The following is a 23,453-nucleotide window of genomic DNA, read 5'->3' on the forward strand; positions in this document are numbered from 1 at the left end:
AGACGCCGGGCTTTTTTGCTATCGGGCCTTGGCCAACCTGTCGAAGGCCATCAGCTGCGTCAGCAGGTCTTCCATTCGATCCAGCGGCACCATGTTCGGCCCGTCGGACGGCGCGTTGTCGGGGTCCTGATGCGTCTCGATGAACACCGCCGCGACCCCCACAGCCACGGCTGCTCGCGCCAGCACCGGCACGAACGCGCGGTCGCCTCCGGACGAACCGCCCTGCCCGCCCGGTTGCTGCACGGAATGCGTGGCATCGAAGACGATCGGCGCGCCTGTCGCCGCCATGATCGGCAGCGAACGCATGTCGGAGACCAGCGTGTTGTAGCCGAAGGAAGCGCCGCGCTCCGTCAGGAGCACGTTGGGATTGCCGCTGTCCACGACCTTGGCCAGCGAGTACTGCATGTCCCAGGGAGCCAGGAACTGGCCCTTCTTAACGTTCACAACCCGCCCGGTCTTCGCCGCCGCGACCAGCAGGTCGGTCTGGCGGCAGAGGAATGCCGGGATCTGCAGGATGTCCACGACTTCGGCGAGATCCGCGCACTGCTCGCGCTCATGCACGTCGGTGAGGACGGGGAAGCCGAATTCCTTGCGCAGATCGGCGAAAACCGGGAGCGCGCTTTCCAGCCCCAGGCCCCGACGGCCGGAGAGACTTGTGCGGTTCGCCTTGTCGAAGCTCGTCTTGTAGACGAGCCCGATGCCCACCCGGCCACAGATTTCCTTCAGCCGGCCCGCCATCTCGAAGGCATGCTCCCGGCTTTCCATCTGGCAGGGACCGGCGATGAGGGTGAGCGGCAGATCGTTTCCGAAGGAAACGTTGCCGGCCGTGACGGTGGTGTTTGCAGCAGCCATGTGGACCTCAGACCAGCCGGCTTTGTTCCACCGCCGCGGCGATGAACGACGCGAAAAGCGGATGCGGTTCGAACGGCCGGGACTTCAGCTCCGGATGGTACTGGACGCCGATGAACCAGGGATGGTTCGGCAGTTCCACCGTTTCCGGCAGCAGACCGTCGGGCGACATGCCGGAGAACGAAAGCCCGGCACTTTCCAGCCGATCCTTGTAGTCCCGGTTCACCTCGTAGCGATGGCGGTGCCGCTCGCTGATCTCGCTGGAGCCGTAGATGCGGGCGATATGGCTGTCCTTGCGCAGGCTCGCCTCGAAGGCGCCCAGTCGCATGGTGCCGCCGAGATCGCCCTCCGCGATGCGCTGCTCCAGCTCGTTGCCCTTGAGCCACTCCGTCATCAGGCCGACGACGGGCTCCTCGGTCGGGCCGAATTCAGTGGAACTCGCCTTCTCGATACCGGCCATGTTGCGGGCCGCCTCGATGACGGCCATCTGCATGCCGAAGCAGATGCCGAAGTATGGAACGTTGCGCTTGCGGGCGAAGGTGACGGCCGCGATCTTGCCTTCCGTGCCGCGCTCGCCGAAGCCGCCGGGCACCAGGATGCCGTTGACGCGCTCGAGATAGGGCGCCGGGTCTTCCTGCTCGAAGATCTCGCTCTCGATCCACTCGAGATTGACCTTCACCTTGTTGGCGATGCCGCCGTGCTGCAGCGCCTCGATCAGCGACTTGTAGGCGTCCTTCAGCCCCGTGTACTTGCCGACGACGGCGATGGTGACCTCGCCCTCGGGGTTGCGCACGGTGTGGACGATGTCGCTCCAGCGCTTGAGATCCGGACGGGACTCTTCCGGCTCGCCGAACGCTGCCAGCACTTCCCGGTCGAGCCCCGCTTCGTAATAGGCGATCGGCACGTCGTAGATCGACGCCACGTCGAGCGCGGGAATCACGGCGCTGTCGCGCACGTTGCAGAACAGCGCCAGCTTGCGGCGATCGCTTTCCGGGATTTCGCGATCGCAGCGCACGAGAAGCACGTCGGGCTGGATGCCGATGGAGCGAAGCTCCTTGACGGAGTGCTGCGTCGGCTTGGTCTTCAGCTCGCCGGCCGCCGCGATGTAGGGCATCAGCGTCAGATGGATATAGACGCAGCTGTGCCTGGGAAGCTCGCGGCCAAGCTGCCGGATCGCCTCGAAGAACGGCAGCGCCTCGATGTCGCCGACAGTGCCGCCGATCTCCACCAGGACGAAATCGTAGCCCTCGTTGCCGTCGAGCACGAAGGTCTTGATCGCGTCGGTCACGTGCGGAATCACCTGCACGGTGCCGCCGAGATAATCGCCCCGGCGCTCCTTGGCGATGATGTCCTGATAGATCTTGCCGGACGTGATGTTGTCGTTCCGGTTGGCCGAGCGACCTGTGAAGCGCTCGTAATGCCCAAGATCCAGATCCGTCTCAGCGCCGTCGTCGGTCACGAAGACCTCGCCGTGCTGATAGGGGCTCATCGTCCCCGGATCGACGTTCAGATACGGGTCGAGTTTACGAAGGCGGACCTTGTAGCCGCGGGCCTGCAGGAGCGCGCCGAGCGCAGCCGATGCAAGACCTTTTCCCAAAGAGGAGACCACGCCGCCGGTGATGAAGATGTACCGCGCCATGGGATTTAAGACTTAGCTCTGATCATCGAATTCGGGAAGCCCAAAAAGAGACCGGGCGGAAATTCCGCCCGGTTCGTTGTTATTGCGGGTTTGCGGGGGCCGGATTGGCCGGTGCGGGCGCTGGCGCCGGGTTCGGCGCCTCGGGCCCGGCGGTCGAGGGAACCTGCGCGGGCTGCGGAGCCGGGGTCGACGCCGGCGTCTGCACGTTGGCGTCGGTTCCGGCGGCGGGCACTTCGGGCGCCGGCGGGGAAGCCGCGTTCACGTCGGCCGGAGCCGGAACGGTCGGAGCCTGTGCCTGCGGAGTTGCCGGCGTGGAGCTCGGCGGTGTCTGCGGACCCGTACCGCCGCTGGCACCCTGCGACTGACCCTTCAGCGCATCCAGAACGCTGGAAGCGTTGCTGGGCGTGCCCGTAGGCAGCTGCGGCGTGCCGGCCGCCGGCCGGTTTGCCGGCGCGGCCGGCTGCTGGATGCCGATCCGGCTCAGGATATCGGACGAGCCGTTCTCGATGCGCGCCAGCAGCGTCAGGCCGATGGAGGTCACGAAGAACACCGTGGCCAGGATCGCCGTCGAGCGCGTCAGCACGTTGCCGGCGCCACGCCGCGACATGAATCCGCCAGACCCGCCGCCGACGCCGAGCGCCCCGCCCTCGGAGCGCTGCAGCAGCACAAGGCCGATCATGGCCAGAATCACCATCAGGTGAATGACGATCAAAACCGTAGTCATTCCTGTCTCTTTCTAGAGTGCGCGCGCCTTCTACACGACACTGCGCGCACTTTGAAGGCTGGCAACGTTTGCTGCAGCCGCAATCACCGCCAGAAAGCTCTCCGCCTTCAGGCTCGCACCACCGACGAGGCCGCCATCCACATCCGGAATGGCAAGGATCCCATCGGCATTCTTCAGGTTCAGCGACCCGCCATACAGCACGCGCACCAACCGGCCCGATTCGCCAAAGCGATCGATCAGGCCGCGGCGGATATGGGCATGCATCGTCGCGATGTCATCCTCCATCGGCGTGCGCCCGGTGCCGATCGCCCAGGCGGGTTCGTAGCCGACCACGACATGCGACGGCGAGCCGTCGGGAACCGACACGCGCAGCGAGTACATCACCGTCTCGACCGGATAGCCGGATTCGCGCTCGTGCTCGCTCTCGCCGATACAGATGATCGGTATGATGTTCGCCCGACGCGCGGCCTCGGCCTTCAGCCGGACCATGTCGTGGTCCTCGCTGCTGTCGATTCGCCGTTCGGAATGGCCGACCAGCACTGCCGAGGCCCCGGCATCGGCCAGCATCTCCGCCGAGACCTCGCCCGTATGGGAGCCCCGGGGATCGAAATGGCAGTTCTGGCCGCAGAACTTCAGGTCGGAGCCGCGACAACGCGCAGCGGCGCGCTCCAGAAGCGTCATGGGAGGGCAGAGCATCACCTCCACCCGATCGGAAAATTCCGCGATCCCTTCCGCGATTTTCCCGATTTCATCGAGATCGCTGGAAAGACCGTTCATCTTCCAATTGCCGATGATGAGCTTTCGCATTACTCCCCAGTGCGCTTGCTTGATGCCGAGCCAATCCAGTTGGCAGTGCGCGGGTCGGCTTCTATGGTTTCTCGGTCCGGACGCGGTTTGCGCCGGACCTCAATGTTGGCGAAGGGTTTTCCATGCTCGATCGACTGCGTCAAGGAGCTAGCGGCTGGGTCGCCAAAGGTCTCCTTGCGATTCTGATGGCGAGCTTCCTCTTCTGGGGCGTTTCGAACCAGTTCCGGGGCTACGGATCGGACACGTTGGCCAAGGTCGGCTCCGAGACGGTGACGGTTCCCGCGTTCGACCGCACGCTCCGGAACCGGATGGAGCAGATGGGACAGCAGACGGGCCGTCCGCTGACGCAGGAGCAGGCCCGCATGATGGGCTTGCCCCAGCAGGTGCTCAGCCAGATGGTCACGCAGGCGGCGCTTTATGGCCAGGCCCGGCGGATGCACATCGGCATCTCCGATGACAAGCTCGCCCAGCAGATCGGCTCCGACCCTTCCTTCAAGGGCATGGACGGCCAGTTCGATCGCACCCGATTCCAGCTTCTCCTCAGGAACGCGGGCCTCCGCCAGGTGGATTACGTGCAGGACATGCGCGAGAACGCCGTTCGTCGGCAGTTGGCGCTCGGTGTCGCCGGCGGCATCCAGGCGCCGCAGCCGATGGTGGACGCGCTTTATCGTTACCAGAACGAGGAGCGCACCGTTTCCTACGTCGTCGTTGACGGTTCCGCGATCGAAGCGGTCGGCGAACCCGACGAGAAGGCGCTCGCCGACTATTTCGACAAGAACAAAGACCAGTTCCAGGCGCCTGAATACCGCAAGCTCGGCGTGCTCGTGCTGGACCCGGAGAAGATCGCGGCCGCCCAGACGGTGACCGATGCCGACATCGCGCAGGCCTACCAGTCGCGGAAAGACCAGTTCGCCACGCCTGAGCGGCGCGACATCGAACAGATCGGTTTCAAATCGGCCAAGGACGCACAGGATGCGCAGGCAAAGCTGAACGCCGGCACCAGCTTCGACGATCTCGCGAAATCCCTAAACCTATCGCCGGACGCCATCGACCTCGGCCTGAAGACCAAGGCTGAAGTCATCGATTCCGTCGTAGCCGATGCCGCGTTCGCCGCTCAGCAAGGCGCGGTCCTGCCGGTCCTTGACGGCAAGCTCGGCCCCTCGATCATCCGCGTGAAGCAGGTCGAGGCATCCCGGGTGACGCCTCAGGAAGCGGTGGCCCCGCAACTGCGCACCGAAATCGCCAACCAGCGGGCTCGCGATGCGGTGTCCGGCATCTACGACAAGGTGCAGGACGAACTGGCCGCCGGGACCACGCTGCAGGAAACGGCATCCAAGCTGAAGGTCGAATATCGCGCGGTCGACGGCGTGGACAGCGACGGCAAGGCACCGGACGGCAAGCCGGTGGACCTTCCCGCCGGTCCGCAAGTGCTCTCCGCCGCCTTCCAGAGCGAGCAAGGGGCCGAGAACGACCCCATCCGCTTCGGCCAGGGTGGCTTCGTCTTCTATAGCGTGCTCGGCATCACGCCGGCGCGCGACCGCACGCTGGACGAAGCGCGGGCGCGAGTCGTTTCCGCCTGGAAGAACCACGAGACGGAAAACCGGATCGCGGCCAAGGCGAACGATCTCTTCGGTCGCCTGAAGGATGGGACGCCGCTGCAGACGATCGCCACCGAACTCGGCAAGTCGGTAAGCGTGGCGGAGCATGTGAAGCGCAACGGCTCGGCCGGCGATCTCGGCTCCAACGCCGTTGCCCAGGCTTTTGCGGGAACGCAGGGCTCGGTCGCCGATGCCGAGGCGGACACGCCGCCGAACCGCATTCTCCTTCAGGTCGACCTCATCACCGCGCCCGCTTTCTTCGCGGAATCGGGCGACGCCAAGATGATCCAGAGCCGGCTCGACGACATGATGCAGTCCGACATCCTGCAGGCCTATGGCTCGCCCTTCATGCAGCCGGGCCGCGTGTCGATCAATCAGGAGGCCTTCGCCCGCGTGTCGGGGCAGAACTCCGGTAATAGCGACACTCAGTTCTAAGGGTTTCAAGATGCAGATCGAGCCGGCGTTCGAAACGGCCAGGGCGGCCTTCTCCAATGGCGAGCCGCAGCTGGTCTGGACCCGGCTGGTCGCGGACCTAGAGACGCCCGTTTCGGCTTTCCTGAAGCTCTCGGCCGGGCGGCGGAATTCGTTCCTGCTGGAAAGCGTCGAGGGCGGCGCCGTCCGTGGCCGCTATTCGATGATTGGGCTCGATCCAGACCTGATCTTCAGGAACGACGGCGCGGATGCCTCCATCGCGCGCGCGCCTCAGCTGGATCGGTTCGAACCCTGCGGCAAGCCTCCCCTTGCGGCGCTCCGCGACCTGCTGGCTGAGAGCCGAATCGACACGCCCTCGTCGCTGCCGCCCATGGCGGCCGGCGTCTTCGGATATCTCGGCTACGACACCGTTCGCCTGATGGAGGACCTGCCCCCCGCCAAGGCGACCGGTCTCGGCCTGCCCGACGCGATCCTGGTGCGGCCCGAAATCGTCGTCATCTTCGATTCCGTGAAGGACGAGATGGTGATCGTCTCGCCGCTTCGGCCCCAGCCGGGGATGGACGCCCGTTCCGCCTACAATCGCGCCGTGGATCGGCTGAGCGCGGTGGTCGACCGGCTGGACGAGCGGCTCGATCGCAGCAGCACGGAGACGGAGTTCGCGACGGAGCCCACGGATGTCGTTTCCAATACGACGCCGGAGCGCTTCGCGGAGATGATCGCGGCGGCGAAGGAATACATCGCCGCCGGGGATATCTTCCAGGTCGTACTGTCCCAGCGTTTCGAGGCGCCCTTCCCGCTTCCGGCCTTCTCGCTTTACCGGGCACTTCGCCGCACCAATCCGTCGCCCTTCCTGTATTTCCTGGATTACGACGACTTCGCCATCGTCGGCTCCAGCCCGGAAATCCTGGTTCGGGCGCGCGATGGAGAGGTGAATGTCCGCCCGATCGCCGGAACGCGGCCGCGTGGCGCGACGCCGGAGGAAGACAAGCGCCTCGGCGAGGAACTTCTGGCCGATCCCAAGGAGCTTTCCGAGCACCTGATGCTGCTGGATCTCGGCCGCAACGATGTCGGCCGGGTGGCGAAGCTCGGCACCGTGAAGGTAACGGACAAGTTCTTCCTGGAGCACTACAGCCAGGTGATGCACATCGTTTCGAACGTCACCGGTCAGATCCGGCCGGATTGCGATTCCCTGGACGCCTTGGCCGCCGGTTTTCCGGCCGGCACCGTTTCCGGCGCGCCGAAGGTCCGGGCGATGCAAATCATCGATGAGTTGGAGGCCGACAAGCGCGGCCCCTATGCCGGCTGTGTCGGCTACTTCACCGCCGACGGGCAGATGGATACCTGCATCGTTCTGCGCACCGCTATCGTTAAGGACGGCAGGATCTACGCGCAGGCAGGCGCGGGGATCGTCGCCGATTCCGTCGCGGCCTCCGAGCAGGCCGAATGCGTCAACAAGGCGAAGGCGCTTTTCCGCGCCGCCGAGGAAGCTCGGCGCTTCGCCAGCCAGGCCGCTCGCGGCCAGTAATCCGCATGGACCGGTCCCGTTCTTGCAGGGCAGGTTCTGGCGTTTGAGCGGCACCAGCCGCGTGACAGAGGCCGGGCAGCCGCTGCCGCCCGGCCGCAGATCAGAGAAGGTAAGTCATGTCTGCCGAGGTTTCTTCGCGTTATCGCCCCGGTCGTTTGCTGAATGAAGGCAAGACCAAGCAGATCCACGAAGTCGAAGGCGATGTCTCCCGCGTGATTCTCGTTTCGAAGGACGACATCACAGCCGGCGATGGCGCCAAGCACGACGTGATGGCGGGAAAGGCCGCCTTCGCCAACCAGACGGCGTGCAACAACTTTCGTCTGCTGAAAGCCGCCGGCATCCCGGTCGCCTTCGACGAGCAGAGCGGGCCCACTTCCTTCGTCTCGCCAAAATGCTCCATGCTGCCCTACGAGGTCGTGGCGCGGCGTGAGGCTCACGGTTCGTACCTGAAGCGCAGCCCGCACCTTTCCAAGGGCCAGCTCTTTTCCAAGCTCCTGGTCGAGTTCTTCCTGAAGACGAAGGATCGCCGCTGGAAGGAGCATTCGCTGATCGCCGACGATCCGCTGATGATTTACGACGGCGAGAAGATCGACCTCTTCGATCCCGCCAAGCCGATCTACACGCAGACGCCGTTCCTGACGCTTCGCCCCGATGAGGTGTTCGAGCATCAGGGCGAGCAGGACCTCTTCCCCGATATGGCGAAGATGGCCAGCCGCATTTTCCTGACGCTGGAAAAGGCGTGGCAGCTGGAAGGTGGCCGGCTTGTGGACTTCAAGGTCGAGTTCGGCCTGACCCCTGACGGCAAGCTGCTGCTGGCCGACGTCGTTGACAACGATTCGTGGCGGGTGATCCGCGACGGCGGCTACATCGACAAGCAGGTCTACCGCGAAGGCGGCGCCCTGGACGAGGTGACCGAGAACTACCGCCGCGTGGCCGACATCACCGGTGGCTTCCGCCTGCCGGAGCAGCAGATCATCATCTGGACGGGCTCCACGACCGACGACACCAGTCCGATCGAGAAGGCCATCGCGGCGATCTCGCCGGTCAAGGTCACGAAGATCGTCTGCTCGGCCCACAAGGAGCCGGTGAAGGCTGTCGGGCTCCTGCAGAAGGCCGTGCAGGAAACGCCGGATGCCGTGGTGATCGCGCTGATCGGCCGTTCCAACGGTGCCGGCCCGGTGCTCTCGGCTAACACGCATGTGCCGGTCATCACCATCCCGGCGAATGCCAAGGAGTTCCCCGAGGACGTCTGGTCGTCGCTGCGGATGCCGCGCAACGTCCCGGTTCTCGTGGCGCTGGAGCCGGCGAACGCCGCGCAGGCGGCGTTGCAGATGCTCGCCGGGCGCAACCCCAAGGTCTACGCCGACGTGAAGACGGACCTGGAAAGCCGCGCCTTCAACGTGATGGAGCTCTGAGCTCAGGCTTCGGCTCAAAAAGAAAGGGCGCTGCCGCGGCAGCGCCCTTTTTGTTTCCGGGTCCCGGGTTCAGTGCCCGGCGGGTTGCAGCGTCAGCCCTTCGGGCTCGTAGATCACCTGCCGCTCACCGTCTTCCACGCGACCGACTTCCATCGCGCTGTAGCCCGCGGCATTGGCGAGCGACACCGCCCGCTCCGCCTCATGCTCGGGCACGAAAAGGAAGTAGCCGACGCCCCAGTTGAACGTCGTGACGCAATCCTCGATCGACAGACCGTTCTCGCGATAATGCAGGAAGATCTCCGGCACTTCCGGCCAGGAATGGACGCGGTAGGTGTAGCGGCGATCGTCGAACGCGAGCTTGGAGACACCGCTCCCCGTACCCGGCAGGAGGGCGTGGATGTCGACCTCGTTCTCCAGCAGCGTTTCCATGAGGCCGACATAACAGACCGTCGGCACCAGGAGCGCGTCGCCCAGCGTTCGGCCGCTCGGCAGCTTCGTCATGAACTTGTCGGGCAATTCCATCCCGAGCTTGATCGCAAGCGAAGCGCCGTTGGAATGAATGCCGGAGGAAGCGATGCCGATGATCCGGTCGCCGACGCCGAGCTTCTCGCCGGTGATTAGCCGGTCCTTCGGGGCGATGAGACCGGTGACGGCACAGGCCAGCGACGGCGCGCTTTCCACCGGAGGCGTCGCCTTCACCAGGAATTTCAGCGCCGCCGATTCGCCGGCCACCAGCGCCATGCCCGAGGCTTCGCAAGCCTGCAGGATACCAGTTGCGAAGTCGTTGGCGCGGGTCTCGTCGTGGAACCACTCGCTGTCGCCGGCGTCGATCAGGTCCTCGAAGATCACGGGCAGCGCGCCCTGTGCGATGCAGTCGTTGACCGCCATCATCGCCGTGTCGAAGCCGATCGCGTCGTAGTAGCTCCGCCCCTCACCGGAGAAGCGGTACATCCACTCGGCGATCCAGTTCTTGTTGCCGAGCCCCTCGATGGTCTTGCACCAGAGATGCGGTTTCCCGCCCCGGTACTCGTAAACGCCACCGTGGGAATGGAGAACGCTCGTCTCGACGAACACGTCGCGGCGATTCGGAAAGGCGGTCGTCTTCTTCGCGGCGTCGATCATGGCCCGCTTGAAGGGCTCGATCTTGCGGTAATCGACCCCCGCTTCGGCATAGGTCCGCTCAGCCATGTCGTCCTCTTCTCTGAATTCGTGCGCGGGTATCAGGCGCGGTTCTCGTCAAGCCAAGCCCTCATGTTCTGGAAAAGCTGCAGCCACGGAGAGACGCCGAACGCCTTCCATTCCGGCGGCATGTACTCCCAGTGCCACGGCTGGAATGTCCGCTCGGGATGCGGCATCAGCGCGAGATGCCGTCCGTCGCCCGAGCAGAGCGCGGTAATGCCTTCTTCCGAGCCGTTCGGATTGTGCGGGTAGATCTCGGTGGCCTCGCCTTCGGGATCGACGAAGACCAGCGGCACCGATGCCGCCGCCTTGACGGCCGCGTCCGGGAAGACGGCCAGGCCTTCGCCGTGCTCGCTCCAGATCCCTAGGATCGAGCCTTCCATGCCCTTGAGATGCACGGCCGGCGACGGCTGCACCTTGACGCGGGACCAGCGGGATTCGAAGCGGCCGGACTTGTTGCGAATGAAGCGCGGCTGACGGCTATCGGGCACGCCCTTCTCCGGTATCCATCCCAGAAGCGCCATCAACTGGCAGCCGTTACAGGCGCCCAGCGACAGCGTATCGGGTCGGTCGTAGAAGGCGTCGAACATCGACCGCAGCCGGTCGTTGAAGCGGATCGTTCCGGCCCAGCCCTTGCCGCTGTCGAACACGTCCATGAATGCGAAGCCGCCACAGAACATGATCGCCCGGAAGTCGGCGAGGTCCGCTCGCCCCTGCAGGAGGTCGTCCATCGCGATGTCCCACGGCTCCATTCCTGCGGCATGGCAGGCGGCCGCCATTTCGCGGTCCGCATTGGTGCCTTCCTCGCGCAGGATCGCGACCTTCGGCTTGTCGCCCCGCGCCATCAGTTCCGGCGCGGTAGGCTTTGGCGTGAAGCTCAGCTCGTAGACGGGCTTTACGTGCCTACCAAGCTCGCGGAACTCGGAACGGGCGCAGTCCGGATCGCTCTGCTCTTCCTCCAGGCGGGCGCTGGTCGCGCTCCATTGCTGGATCAGGCCGTTGGTGGCGGCGGAGAAGATATCCCGTCCGTTTTGCCGGACCGTCACGACCGCTTCTTCGCGGGAAGCGCCAACCGACTGGAAGGGTGCGCCGTGCGCCTCGAAGGCAGCACGGACCGCCGGCTCGTTCTCCGGAGCGTATTCGACGAGGAGGCCTAGCTCTTCGGCGAAGAGTTGCGCCACCGCATCGCCCGGCGGGAGATCGAGGTCGAGGCCGCAATTGCCGGCCATGGCCATTTCGATCGCCGCGGTCACGAGGCCGCCTTCGCTGCGGTCGTGCAGCGCGAGGATCAGGCCTTTCCCGATCAACTCCTGCACGGCGAGGAACGCGCCCTTCAGCGCGACCGGATCGTTCACGTCGGGCGTTTTGTTGCCGAGCTGGCCGAAAGCCTGCGCCAGGCTGGAACCGCCGAGGCGGTTGCGGCCGAAGCCGAGATCCACGAAGCCGAGCCGCGAACGGCCGGGCGCCTTCAGGTCCGGCGTCAGCGTCGTGGTGAAATCCGGCACAGGCGCATAGCCGAGGATCACCAGTTCGCCCGGTGACTTCACCAGCTCGTCCCCGACATTGGCGGACATGGAAAGACTGTCCTTGCCGCCGTCGATGGCGATGCCGAGGGCCAGCATCACGTCGCGCATCGCGACCGCCGCGTCATAGAGGCGAGCGCCCTCGCCCGGCAGCTTGGCCGCCCACATCCAGTTGGCGCGACAGCGGATGTCGTTGATCGACGACACCCGCGCCGAGGCCATGTTGGTCAGCATCTCGCCCACCGCCATCCGTGCGCCGGCGGCCGGGTCGATCAGCATCTTGGTCGGCTGTTCGCCCAGCGCCATGGCCGCGCCGGAGACGTCGAAATGGCTGGATGCGCGGATCGCGACGTTTGAAACCGGCAGGCCCAGCGGCCCGCAGCATTGCTGGCGCGCGACCAGACCCGTCACGCAGCGGTCGGCCTTGTGGACGAGGAAGCCCTTGGAGCCCACCTGCGGCAGCGAGAAGACCTTCTCGATAGCATCGGCGAGATCGAGATCGGCCGGCAGCGCCACCGGCTTCAGGCTGCGCGCCTTCCGCTCGGACCGGAACGTCTTCTGCGGCATGTGCGTCAGCACGCGTTCCAGATCGAGATCGACGGGCCGGGAGCCATCGGCGGAATCCTCGACCACCATGCGTCCGTCGCTGCCGACTTCCCCGAGGATCTCGCAGGGCACGCGCTCGCGCTCGCAGATCGCCTGGAAGAGCCCGAGCGACTCGCGACGGATCAGGAGGCCGAAGCGCTCCTGGTATTCGCCCGACCAGATCTCCAGCACCGACATGGAGCGGTCGCCGACATTGATGTTGCGGATGTCGATGGTGCCGCCGAGCGGCTCGACCAGTTCCGGCACGACATTGCCGGGGCCGCCTGCGCCCTGATCGTGAATGCTGGCGACCGGATTGAGGTCACCCAGTTCGACGCAGGCGCGGATGACGCGGATCGCCCGGTTTTCCATCTCCGGATTGCCGCGCTGCACCGACTTGAAGTCTAGATCCTCGGTATTTTCACCCTGCGCCATAGACGATGCGCCGCCACCGCCGACGCCGATCGGATAGGCCGGGCCGCCCAGGCCGACGATGATCATGCCGGACTCGGGCGGCTGCTTCTCGACGTGACCGGCCTCGATCTCGCCGACGCCGGCACAATAGAGCACCGGCTTGCGGGGCTCCTGCCACTCGCCGTCGACAAGCTGGCCGAAGGATCGGGTGAAACCGAGGAGCGTCGGAATGCCGATCTCGTTGCCATAGGCGGAGACGCCGTTGCTGCCCTCCACGAGGATGTCGCGAGGCGAAGCGTACTTGGAAGGTTTGTCGCGGCCGGTCTCCTCGCCCGCGATCTCGTGACCGTCCAGGAAGAGGTTGCCGACGAAATAGCCGGCGGCGCTGACGCCCGCGATGGAACCCCGGCCGACGGCGCTGAGGTCGCGCAACATGCCGCCGGTGCCGGTCGCGGCGCCCGGGAACGGCGAGACGAAGGTCGGGTGATTATGCGTTTCGGCCGTGCAGACGATCTCGCGCCGACGTTCCGCAAGCTCGAAGGCCGAAGGCTCCCCGGGCGCAGTGGGCTGCAGCGACCTGACGTCATGGCCGCGGATCACACCGCCATTGTCGCGGAAGGCGACGAGCGAATTGTCGATGTCCTGCCGGCGGAGCTCCTTCAGCGGGGCCTGAACGATCTCGAAGAGCGGCTCGGCCTGCGCTTCGCCATCGATCTCCTGAACGCCCTTGAAGTACCAGTGTCGGCTGTGCTCGCTGTTGGACTGGCCGAGCTGGAAAAGCTCGACCTCGGTCGGATTGCGGCGGAAATCCTCGGTGAAGAGACGGAAATAGAAGTCGAGGTCCCAGGCATCCATGCCGAGGCCCATCGTGCGGTTCGCCTCGTCCAGAGCCGCGATCCCGTTTTCCATCAGCGGCACGTCGCGCACCGGCTGCGGCTTGGCCTCGTGCTCGAAGCCATCGACCGGTTCGCGCCACAGGGTTTCGGTCATGCGGTCGACATGCGCCCGGAGATACGCCTCGCGCTCGCCCGCCGCGACCCGGCTGCGGCGTGAGCGTTCGATGCGGGTCACCTGCGGCAGGCCCATGGCCTTGCAGATGGCGACGGCATTGCTGGAAAACGGCGTCTCGATGGTCAGCAGCGGTCCGATCTCGACCCCCTCCTGGCCGATGAGGGTCTCCGTTCCGGCCTTTTCGGGCTCGAAGGTTTCGGTGCAGAGCCATTGCAGCCGGGCGAGTTCGTCGACAGAGAGCGCCGAGTCCGTCTCGATCGTGAAGCACAGCTCCTGCTCGGGGCTGGTTTGGCGATAGAAGCGATAAAGCGCCATGGATTCAGTCTGCCTCAGGCCGTGTTGCTGCGGGCCGGCGATGCCGGATGGTCGTATCGGTCGATCTCGTAGCCGGACGGCACGCGAAGCGATTCCGGGTCGCTGCCGTCCCACGAGATCGCGCCGGACAGGACAAGATTGGTGATCTCGGGCTGCCAGAGATGCTCGAACCGGAGCACGCGCGCGCCCAACGTTTCCACCGTGTCACCCGGTTCAATGGGGACGTGGAAGCGGAAGAACACGGGGCCGCGATCGTATTCGTCGGAGACGAAATGCATGGTCACGGCTGACGCTTCCGCCGCGCCACGACCATGGGCTTCCATCACCGCATGGTGGACATGGTGGCCATAAAGCCCGGCGCCGCCGAATTCCGGCAGTGGACCGGGGTGGATGTTGAAGGTGCGACGCGGATCGAGGCCGCTCACATGCTTCAGCCAGCCGGACAGCGCGAAGAACTCCGCGCCGGTTTCGTCCGAGATTTCATGGTAGCGCTCGTGCACCCAGGGCGATGCGAAGTGCATGAAGCGGATGCCCAGCCGGTCGGCGCGCTCGCGAACGCCCCCGTCGGCATGATTGGACACGACGCCGACGATGTCGGCATCGAGCACGCCCTCGCGAGCGCGAAGCACGAGGTTCTCGAACCCCGAGCCGCCGCCGCTCCTGGAGCCCGAGGCGAAGATGAGGAGTTTCGGCTGGGTCATCCCGTCAGGCGAGCTTCGCCGCGATATCGCGCCGGAACTGCATACCTTCGAAATAGATCTTTTCGCATGCGGTATAGGCCTTTGCCCGAGCATCTTCATGCGTCGCGCCAACGCCGACGACGTTGAGGACACGGCCGCCCGATGTCACCAGTTCGCCCTCGTCACGCGTCCCGGCATGGAAGACGAACGCGCCCTCGTCCGCCGCATCGACACCGCTGATCGGTATGCCGGTCGCGTATTTGCCGGGATACCCACCCGACGCCAGCACCACGCAGACCGCGGCTTCGTCGCTGATCTCCGTCGCCGGCAAGTTCGCAAGGCCGCCGGGAACGATGGCGGCCAGCGTCAGGTCCACGATGTCGGTGCGGAGCAGTGCCAGCGCGATCTGCGTCTCCGGATCGCCGAAGCGGCAGTTGAATTCGATCACCTGCGGTCCGCTCTCCGTCAGCATCAGCCCGGCATAGAGAACGCCGTGATAAGGCATGCCGCGCCGGGCCATCTCGTGAATGACCGGCAGGATGATCTCGGCCTTCACCTTCTCAAGCAGCGCCTGATCCACGTCGGGCAGCGGCGAGTAGGCGCCCATGCCGCCGGTGTTCGGGCCGCGATCGCCGTCCAGCGCGCGTTTGTGGTCGCGAACGGCGGGCAGCAGGATGGCGTTCTCGCCGTCGCAGATCGCCATCACCGAGCATTCGCGCCCGGACAGGCAGCGCTCGATGACCACCGTATCGCCGGCCTCACCGAAAATCTTGTCGGACAGCATCGAGCCGGCGGCTTCAAGCGCCTCCTGCTCGCTGGATGCGACCGTCACGCCCTTGCCGGCGCAGAGACCGTCGGCCTTGACCACGACCGGTGAGCCGAAGGCGCGGATCGCCGCCTCGGCCTCGTCATAGCTGGAAGCCACGACGTGGTCTGCCGTGGGTACGCCGAGGCTGACGCAGATCTCCTTGGCGAAGGCCTTGGATCCTTCAAGCTGCGCGGCTGCGGCGGACGGACCGAACACGCGGATCCCGGCCCCGGTGAAAACGTCGGACACGCCGGCAACCAATGGCGCCTCGGGACCGACCACGACGAGATCGACACCCTCGCGCTGGGCGAGGTTCAGGAGCGCCGGACCGTCGCTGTCGCCCACGGCGCGCCGGTCGGCTGCGGGAATGCCGCCATTGCCGGGGGCGCAGAGGACACGGGCGACACGCGAGCTGGAGCCGAAGGCGCGGTAGAGCGCATGTTCACGCGCTCCGCCACCGATGATCAATACGGTCAGCCCCTCGCTCTGCAACGCGGCTCCCCTTTTCCTGTCTTGAAGCGGAGCCTGCCCCTTACCGCATGTGCGCTTGGGGGCAAGGGCCTAAATGCCGAAACGAATATCTTTTCGCTTGTCGCCGATGTCGATCGGGTACTCGCCATTGAAGCAGGAGGTGCAAAGATCCGCCTCCGGGATACCGATCGCGCGGATCATGCCGTCATAGGAGAGGAAGCTCAGCGACGAGGCGTTGAGATATTCCAGCATTTCCTGATGGTTCATCTCGGCGGCGAGCAGCGTCTTCTGGTTGGGCAGGTCGATGCCGTAGAAATCGGGATACTTCACCGGCGGCGAGCTCACCATGAAATGCACGGCCTTGGCGCCGGTGTCGAAAAGCATGCTGACGATCTGCTGCGAGGTCGTCCCGCGCACGATGGAATCGTCGATCACGACCACGCGCTTGCCTTCGATCACCTCACGCAACGGCGTCAGCTTCGACTTCACGCCCTGCTTGCGCATATGGGGCTCGGGCTCGATGAAGGTCCGGTGGATGTAGCGGTTCTTGACGAGACCCATCTCGAAGGGAATGCCGGACTGCGCGGCATAGCCGATGGCAGCCGGGATCGCCGTTTCCGGCACCGGAATAACGACGTCCGCCTCGACCGGGAATTCCTTGGCGAGTTCGATGCCGCATTTGCGGCGCACGTCGTAGACGGACTGGCCGAGGAGCACGCTGTCGGGGCGGGAGAAATAGACGTACTCGAAGACGTCGAGCTTCTGGTCGCCTTCGGCCACCTGCGTGGATTTCAGGCCGGACTTGCTCGCCACCACCATCTCGCCCGGCCGCACATCGCGCAGGAAGGTCGCTCCGACGGGATGGAAGGCGCAGGTTTCCGACGAGAAGACGTAGCCGCCGTTCAGCTTGCCGATCGCCAGCGGCCGAATGCCGAAACGATCGCGGAAGGCGATCAGCTTGTCCTTGGTCAGGACCAGCACCGAGAAGGCGCCATCCATCAGATGGTAGACCTCCTCGATCGCCGCTTCGACAGGCCGGCCGTTGCGCGAGAGATAGCCGATGGCCTCCGCCATCAGCGCCGAGTCGGACAGGCCGTCGATCTCGACTCCATTGCTGGTCAGCAATTCCTCAAGGCGGCGCGTGCCGGGAATGTTGCCGTTATGGGCAAGCGCGATGGTCTCTTCGTTCACCATCAGCGGCTGGGCGTGCTCCAGCTTGGAGCCGCCCGCCGTGGAATAGCGGTTGTGGCCTATCGCCGCGGTGCCGTGCAGGCTGCGGATATTCTCCTCGGAATAGGCGTGGGAAACCAGGCCCATCTCACGATGCGAATGCAGGACAGATCCGTCGCTGGCCGCGATCCCCGAACTCTCCTGCCCGCGATGTTGCAGTGCATAAAGGCCGAAGAAGGTGATGCGGGCGGCATCGAGCCCGTTTCCGTACACGCCGAAAACCGCGCACTTCTCACCGATGCTTCTCATTGATAATGGTCCTCGCAGTCACGCTCTTCGCGTAACCGATATCGCTCACCGCGTTCGTCCGATAAGGTGCGCCCGATTCCGGGCCGGGCCCGAGCAAACTCATAGCCGGAAGCAGAATATATGCCAAATGAGCGGATGCACAAATTCTTCGCCAGCCTGAGCGACCAGGGTCTCATGCTGACCTATAGCGACGTGCGGCTGCGGACAACCTATTCCGAGGTTCTTCCCCCCGACGCCAACCTCGCCAGCCGTATTTCACGCAATGTCGAGCTCCGGGTGCCGCTGATCAGTTCTCCCATGGACACGGTGACCACGGCATCCATGGCGATCGCCATGGCAGAAGCCGGCGGCATCGGCGTCGTGCATCGCGGGCTGAGCCCCGAGGCGCAGGCCAAGGAGATCGCCCGCGTCAAGAACCACCTGAACGCGCGGATCGAAGCGCCGATCACCGTGCAGCAGGACGAGACGGTGTCGGACGTGCTCACCATGCGCGAGCGCAAGCGCTACCGCTTCCACTCCTTCCCCGTGCTGGACGGCGACGGCAAGGTCGTCGGCCTCGTGACCGGCAGCGATTTCGATTTCTGCCAGAACCTCAACGCCCCCGTGCGCTCCATCATGACGCCGCTGGCGGACCTCACCGTCGGCCAGCCCGGCATGGGCCCGCGCGAGGCGTTCGACCTGATGAACAGGCAGAAGAAGAAGGTGCTGCTGCTGATCGGCGAGAACGCTCGGCTCGCCGGCCTCTATGCCTTCTCCGACATGAAGCGAATCTTCGCGCGGGCCGAGGGCCAGCAGTCGGAGTTCAACGTCGATGCCAAGGGCCAGCTCCGCGTGGCGGCAGCCGTGGGCGTCGGCGAAAAGGCGCTGGAGCGCGCGGCACTGCTTTCGCGGAAGCACTGCGACGTCTTCCACATCGATACGGCGCATGGCGACAGCCGCGGCGTCATCGAGACGCTGAAGACGCTGAAGGCGCAGTATCCCGACGTCGACATCATCGCCGGCAACGTTTCCAGCGGCGACTCCGCCAAGCGTCTCGCGGATGCCGGGGCCGACGGCATTCTCGTCGGCCAGGGTCCCGGGTCCATCTGCACCACGCGCGTGATCGCCGGCATCGGCGTGCCGCAGGTCTCCGCGATCTACGATTGCGTGCGGGCTATCGAAGGCTCGGGCGTGCCGATCGTCGCCGACGGCGGCATCGGCAATTCCGGCGACATGGTCATCGCGCTGGCGGTCGGCGCCTCCACCGTCATGCTGGGCCGTCTTCTCGCCGGCACCGAGGAAGCGCCGGGCGAGACCCGGTTCCTCAACGGCATGCAGGTGAAGGACTATCGCGGCATGGGCTCGCTCGGCGCGATGCGGGAAAGCTCGGCCTCGCGCGAGCGTTACGGCCAGGCAAGCGTGTTGCCGCAGAAGCTTGTGCCGGAAGGCGTGGAAGGCATCGTGCCTTATCGCGGGCCGGTTCGCTCCGTGCTGGACCAGTATCTCGGCGGCATCCGCTCCGGCATGGGCTATATCGGCGCGCGCACCGTTTCCGAGCTCAGCGACCGGGCGGAGATCTTCCGCATCACCAATGCGGGCCTGGCGGAGTCGCATCCGCACGATATCGCCATCACGACGGAAGCTCCGAACTACCAGCGGAGCTAATCGACAACCTGAGCGGCGGCTTTCGGCGGCCGCTCAGACCATCAGGTGACGGCGCACCTCCGGCCGGTCGAGATCGTCCGCCGCGCCGGAGAAAGCCACCTCGCCGCGATCCAGGATCACGACGCTGTCGGCCAGTTCGCGGGCGAAATCGAGATACTGCTCCACCAGCACGATCGCGAGCCCGGCCTGCTCCTTCAGGTAGACGATCGCGCGGCCGATATCCTTGATGATGGAAGGCTGGATTCCCTCCGTCGGTTCGTCCAGGATCAAGAGCTTCGGCCGCGTCACCAGCGCCCGGCCGATGGCAAGCTGCTGCTGCTGGCCGCCGGAGAGATCGCCGCCGCGCCGGCCGAGCATATCCTTCAGCACCGGGAACAGCGTGAACACGTCATCCGGGATTGTCCGGTCGCGCCGCTTGAGAGGTGCGAAGCCTGTTTCGAGATTCTCGCGCACGCTCAAAAGCGGGAAAATCTCGCGACCCTGCGGCACATAGCCGATGCCGGCGCGAGCGCGTGAATAGGGCGCGGAGCGACCGAGCCTCTCGCCGTTGAGAACGATCTGACCGCCGGAAATCGGATGCTGGCCGGCGATCGCCCGGAGCAGGCTCGTCTTGCCGACCCCGTTGCGACCGAGGACGCAGGTGACCTTGCCCGGCACGGCGGCGACGCTGACGTGTCTCAGCGCCTGCGCGGCCCCGTAATACAGGTCGATGGCTTCCACATTCAGCATGGCTTTACCGCCCGAGATAGACATCGATCACCTTCTGGTCGGCGCTGACATGGTCGAGCGATCCCTCGGCCAGCACCGATCCCTCATGCAGCACGGTTACCTTGACGCCGAGATCGCGCACGAACGTCATGTCGTGCTCCACGACGACCACCGACCGCGTTTCGGCGATGCGGCGAAGCAGCGTCGCCGTCTGAACCGTTTCCTCGTCGGTCATGCCGGCGACGGGTTCGTCGACCAGCAGCAGCTTCGGGTCCTGCGCCAGAAGCATGCCGATCTCCAGCCATTGCTTCTGGCCGTGGCTGAGGCCGCCGGCGAGGCGGTTGCGGAGATGACCGAGTCGGGTCGTCTCCAGGATCTCGTCGATCCGCGCCTGCTCGCGCGCGTCTGTGTTGTGGAACAGGGCGGCAAAGACCGAGCGCTTGCCGGAAAGCGCGAGCTGGAGATTGTCCCAGACTGTGTGGCTCTCGAAGACGGTCGGCTTCTGGAACTTGCGGCCGATGCCGAGCGAGGCGATGTCGGCCTCGTCGCGACGCGTCAGGTCGATATCGCCGCCGAAATAGACATCGCCGGTATCCGGCTTCGTCTTGCCGGTTATGACGTCCATCATCGTCGTCTTGCCGGCGCCGTTTGGCCCGATGATCGCCCGCATCTCGCCTTCCGCGATCACCAGCGAGAGGCCGCGCAGGGCCTTGAAGCCGTCGAAGGAGACGTTGACGTCATTGAGATAGAGCAGGTTGTTGTTAGCGCGTTCGCTCATTGCCCTACTCCGCTGCGGCCGGTTCGTATTTGCTGCCGGCGGGCATATCCGGCGGCAGGCGAGGTTCGGCATCCGTGCCCGTCTCGGCAGACGACGAGGCCCGGCGCTGCCGCAGGCCCGACCAGCCGTGGGCGAGCGTGCCGATGATGCCGCGGGGCAGGAACAGCGTGACGGCGACGAAAAGTCCGCCGAGCACGAAGAGCCAGAGCTCGGGCAGCCAGCCGGTGAAGAAGCTCTTGCCGGCATTCACCAGCAGCGCGCCGACGATGGGTCCGATCAGCGTGGCGCGGCCGCCGACTGCGGTCCAAATCACGATCTCGATGGAGTTGGCCGGGGCGAATTCGCCGGGATTGATGATGCCGACCTGCGGCACGTAGAGCGCGCCCGCCACCCCCGCCATGCAGGCGGAAACCACGAAGGCGAAGAGCTTCACCCGCTCCGGCCGGTAGCCGAGGAAACGCGTCCGGCTTTCCGCGTCCCGCACCGCGATCAGGATCTTCCCGTATTTCGAGCGGATGATCGCCGACGTGACGAGCACGCCAAGGGCGAGCGCCACGGCGGAAGCGGCGAAGAGGACCGAGCGGGTCGCGTCGGACTGGATGTCGAAGCCCAGGATGTCCTTGAAGTCGGTCAGGCCGTTATTGCCGCCGAAGCCCATGTCGTTGCGGAAGAAGGAGAGCAGCAGCGCGTAGGTCAGCGCCTGCGTGATGATGGAGAGGTAGACGCCGGTGACGCGGGACCGGAAGGCGAACCAGCCGAAGACGAAGGCGAGCAGGCCCGGAACCAGCAGCACCATGATTGCTGCGAACCAGAAATGGTCGAAGCCGTGCCAGAACCAGGGCAACGTCTTCCAGTTCAGAAACACCATGAAGTCCGGCAGCAGCGGATTGCCGTAGACGCCGCGCGAGCCGATCTGGCGCATCAGGTACATGCCCATCGCGTAGCCGCCGAGCGCGAAGAACGCGCCATGACCGAGCGAGAGAATGCCGCAATAACCCCAGACGAGGTTCAGCGCGACCGCGAGGAGCGCATAGGTCAGGTATTTGCCGAAGAGCGACACGGTGAACGTGGAAAGGTGCAGCGCGCTGCCTGGCGGCGTCAGGAGGTTCAGCGCGGGAACGACGGCGGCCAGGACCAGCAGCGCGAGGATCGCCAGCGAGGCCTGACGGTCGAGGGCGCGGAGGAAGAAGTGGCTCATTGTTCCACCGCCCGGCCCTTCAGCGCGAACAGGCCGCGCGGGCGCTTCTGGATGAAGAGGATGATCAGGACGAGCACCAGGATCTTGGCAAGCACCGCGCCGGCATAGGGTTCGAGGAACTTGTTGAGAACGCCGAGCGACAACGCGCCGACCAACGTACCCCAGAGATTGCCGACCCCGCCGAAGACCACGACCATGAAGCTGTCGATGATGTAGCTTTGTCCGAGATTGGGCGACACGTTGTCGATCTGCGACAGCGCCACGCCGGCGATACCGGCAACGCCGGAGCCGAGCGCGAAGGTGAAGGCATCGACCCACGGAGTGCGGATGCCCATCGAGGCGGCCATGCGCCGGTTCTGCGTCACCGCCCGCATCTGCAAGCCGAAGGACGTGGCGCGCAGGAGAACGTTCAGCAGGACGAACACGGCCAGCGCGAAGACGAGGATCCAGAGGCGGCTGTAGGTGATCGTGAGATGGTCGACATCGAACGCGCCCGACATCCAGGCGGGCGCGCCGACCTGCCGGTTGTTCGGGCCGAAGATCGAGCGGACCGCCTGTTGCAGGATGAGGGACAGGCCCCAGGTCGCGAGCAGGGTTTCCAGCGGCCGGCCATAGAGCCAGCGGATGATGGTGCGCTCGATGACGAGGCCGATCGCGCCGGCGACGATGAAGGCCAGTGGCAGCGCGATGGCGAGCGAATAGTCGAAAAGCCCGGGCGCGGAGGTGCGTATCGCTTCCTGCACCACATAGGTCGTGTAGGCGCCGAGCATCACCATCTCGCCATGCGCCATGTTGATGACGCCCATGACGCCGAAGGTGATGGCGAGACCGATGGCCGCGAGCAGCAGCACGGAGCCGAGCGACAGGCCGTAGAGCACGTTCTGCCCGGCGTTCCAGAAGGCAAGATCGCGCTGGATGCCGGCGATGGCCTTTGCGGCGGCCGTCCGGAGATCGCCCTGCGCGGAGGATTGGACGGCGTTCAGCACCTTCAGCGCGTCGTCGTTGCCGAGAGCCGCGATGCGCTGGACGGCCTCGATCTTTTCCGCTTCCGGATGCTGTGAATTGAGGATCGCCGCTGCCCGCGCGTTCTCCATGGCGTCGCGCACCTGCGCGTCGGTTTCCTTGGCGATGGCGGTGTCGAGGATCTCCAGCGCATCCGCGTCGCGGGCCTGGAACACGGCGTTTGCGGCCGACAGCCGCGTGTTCCGGTCGGGGCTCATCAGCGTCAGCGTGCCGATGGCGGACCGGACCACCCGGCGAAGCTTGTTGTTGACGCGCACCTTCTCCAGTTCGGAGCTCTTGGCGGTGCCGAGGTCGGCGCCCGTGATCGGATCGGTCAGCGCGAGATCGCTGCCCTTGCGCCTGGCGATCACCACGGACTTGTCGGACTTGCGCGCGTAGAGATCGCCGTCGCCGAGCGCCTGGATGACCGGCGCGGCGCGGCTGTCTCCGGTCGCGGTGATCGCGTTCACCGCCTGCTCCGTCTGGTCGTAGCCGCCCTGCCCCAGCGCGGCCACCAGCGGCGCGAGGTCCGTCGCGGCCTGGGCCGGCGAGAACAGCCTCCCCCCGAGAACGAGGACGAGACCGAGAAGCAGGACGATGCGGGTGATCGGGGTCATGACGCGTTCCGCTGGCTCAGGAAAGAGGCTGCGGGCGGGTGCCCGCAGCCGG

General features: G+C 65.5%; 17 protein-coding genes. 4 read left to right on the top strand and 13 right to left on the bottom strand.

The features are described 5' to 3' along the window. Positions 1-18: 18 nt before the first annotated feature. The 4 genes from kdsA to tpiA all read right to left on the bottom strand — a co-directional run bounded on the left by kdsA (position 19) and on the right by tpiA (position 4,019). Positions 19-852: a 3-deoxy-8-phosphooctulonate synthase gene (gene kdsA / locus BMY25_RS16975; protein WP_092498753.1), complete on the bottom strand. Its 834-nt coding sequence runs from the start codon at positions 850-852 to the stop codon at positions 19-21. 7 nt (positions 853-859) lie between these two features. Beyond that, positions 860-2,488, bottom strand: coding sequence for a CTP synthase (gene pyrG / locus BMY25_RS16980; RefSeq protein ID WP_092498755.1), 1,629 nt, complete (start codon positions 2,486-2,488; stop codon positions 860-862). Positions 2,489-2,567: 79 nt separating this feature from the next. Continuing rightward, positions 2,568-3,212 carry a preprotein translocase subunit SecG gene (gene secG, locus BMY25_RS16985; RefSeq protein WP_092498757.1) on the bottom strand — a complete coding sequence of 215 codons (645 nt, stop codon included), beginning with the start codon at positions 3,210-3,212 and terminating at the stop codon, positions 2,568-2,570. Positions 3,213-3,242: 30 nt separating this feature from the next. Continuing rightward, the gene (tpiA, locus tag BMY25_RS16990) at positions 3,243-4,019 is read right to left on the bottom strand and encodes a triose-phosphate isomerase (protein WP_092498759.1); all 777 of its coding nucleotides are present in this window, start codon (positions 4,017-4,019) and stop codon (positions 3,243-3,245) included. A 122-nt stretch (positions 4,020-4,141) separates the two neighbouring features. Here tpiA and BMY25_RS16995 point away from each other — a divergent pair, with 122 nt between their 5' ends. The 3 genes from BMY25_RS16995 to BMY25_RS17005 all read left to right on the top strand — a co-directional run bounded on the left by BMY25_RS16995 (position 4,142) and on the right by BMY25_RS17005 (position 8,989). Further along, positions 4,142-6,052, top strand: coding sequence for a SurA N-terminal domain-containing protein (locus tag BMY25_RS16995; protein ID WP_092498761.1), 1,911 nt, complete (start codon positions 4,142-4,144; stop codon positions 6,050-6,052). A gap of 10 nt (positions 6,053-6,062) precedes the next feature. Beyond that, positions 6,063-7,574, top strand: a complete 1,512-nt coding sequence (trpE, locus tag BMY25_RS17000) for an anthranilate synthase component I (RefSeq protein WP_092498763.1) — start codon at positions 6,063-6,065, stop codon at positions 7,572-7,574. A 116-nt stretch (positions 7,575-7,690) separates the two neighbouring features. Next, the gene (locus BMY25_RS17005; protein ID WP_092498765.1) at positions 7,691-8,989 is read left to right on the top strand and encodes a phosphoribosylaminoimidazolesuccinocarboxamide synthase; all 1,299 of its coding nucleotides are present in this window, start codon (positions 7,691-7,693) and stop codon (positions 8,987-8,989) included. Between the two features lie 69 nt (positions 8,990-9,058). On the opposite strand, the gene BMY25_RS17010 is transcribed toward BMY25_RS17005, so the two are convergent. From BMY25_RS17010 to purF, 5 genes are all read right to left on the bottom strand, one after another. Next, positions 9,059-10,177, bottom strand: a complete 1,119-nt coding sequence (locus BMY25_RS17010) for an AIR synthase-related protein (protein ID WP_092498767.1) — start codon at positions 10,175-10,177, stop codon at positions 9,059-9,061. Between the two features lie 32 nt (positions 10,178-10,209). Beyond that, positions 10,210-14,016, bottom strand: coding sequence for a phosphoribosylformylglycinamidine synthase (purL, locus tag BMY25_RS17015; protein ID WP_092498769.1), 3,807 nt, complete (start codon positions 14,014-14,016; stop codon positions 10,210-10,212). A 14-nt stretch (positions 14,017-14,030) separates the two neighbouring features. Continuing rightward, the gene (locus BMY25_RS17020; RefSeq protein ID WP_177176914.1) at positions 14,031-14,717 is read right to left on the bottom strand and encodes a formyltransferase family protein; all 687 of its coding nucleotides are present in this window, start codon (positions 14,715-14,717) and stop codon (positions 14,031-14,033) included. Between the two features lie 4 nt (positions 14,718-14,721). Continuing rightward, positions 14,722-15,996 (bottom strand): phosphoribosylamine--glycine ligase, encoded by a 1,275-nt coding sequence (gene purD / locus BMY25_RS17025; protein WP_238858391.1) that lies wholly within the window; start codon positions 15,994-15,996, stop codon positions 14,722-14,724. A 69-nt stretch (positions 15,997-16,065) separates the two neighbouring features. Then, entirely contained in the window at positions 16,066-17,454 is a 1,389-nt protein-coding gene (gene purF / locus BMY25_RS17030) for an amidophosphoribosyltransferase (RefSeq protein ID WP_238858392.1), read from the bottom strand. 120 nt (positions 17,455-17,574) lie between these two features. Here purF and guaB point away from each other — a divergent pair, with 120 nt between their 5' ends. Beyond that, a complete protein-coding gene (guaB, locus tag BMY25_RS17035) occupies positions 17,575-19,098 on the top strand; it encodes an IMP dehydrogenase (RefSeq protein WP_238858393.1) in 1,524 nt (507 codons plus the stop codon). 33 nt (positions 19,099-19,131) lie between these two features. Here the strand turns inward: guaB and urtE are convergent, their stop codons facing one another. Genes urtE through urtB form a run of 4 tightly spaced genes read right to left on the bottom strand, consistent with a single transcriptional unit; the run spans position 19,132 to position 23,401 of the window. After that, positions 19,132-19,827, bottom strand: a complete 696-nt coding sequence (gene urtE / locus BMY25_RS17040; protein ID WP_092498775.1) for an urea ABC transporter ATP-binding subunit UrtE — start codon at positions 19,825-19,827, stop codon at positions 19,132-19,134. Between the two features lie 4 nt (positions 19,828-19,831). Then, complete coding sequence (gene urtD, locus BMY25_RS17045; protein ID WP_092498777.1) at positions 19,832-20,584, bottom strand: urea ABC transporter ATP-binding protein UrtD; 753 nt, start codon at positions 20,582-20,584, stop codon at positions 19,832-19,834. Positions 20,585-20,588: 4 nt separating this feature from the next. Next, the gene (gene urtC, locus BMY25_RS17050) at positions 20,589-21,782 is read right to left on the bottom strand and encodes an urea ABC transporter permease subunit UrtC (protein ID WP_092498779.1); all 1,194 of its coding nucleotides are present in this window, start codon (positions 21,780-21,782) and stop codon (positions 20,589-20,591) included. After that, on the bottom strand, positions 21,779-23,401 hold the full coding sequence (gene urtB / locus BMY25_RS17055; RefSeq protein ID WP_092498781.1) for an urea ABC transporter permease subunit UrtB: 1,623 nt from the start codon (positions 23,399-23,401) through the stop codon (positions 21,779-21,781). Before urtB ends, urtC begins: the two co-directional genes overlap by 4 nt. Positions 23,402-23,453: the final 52 nt, after the last annotated feature.

Origin of the sequence: Faunimonas pinastri (genome assembly GCF_900110915.1) — a bacterium.
Taxonomy (GTDB): domain Bacteria; phylum Pseudomonadota; class Alphaproteobacteria; order Rhizobiales; family Afifellaceae; genus Faunimonas; species Faunimonas pinastri.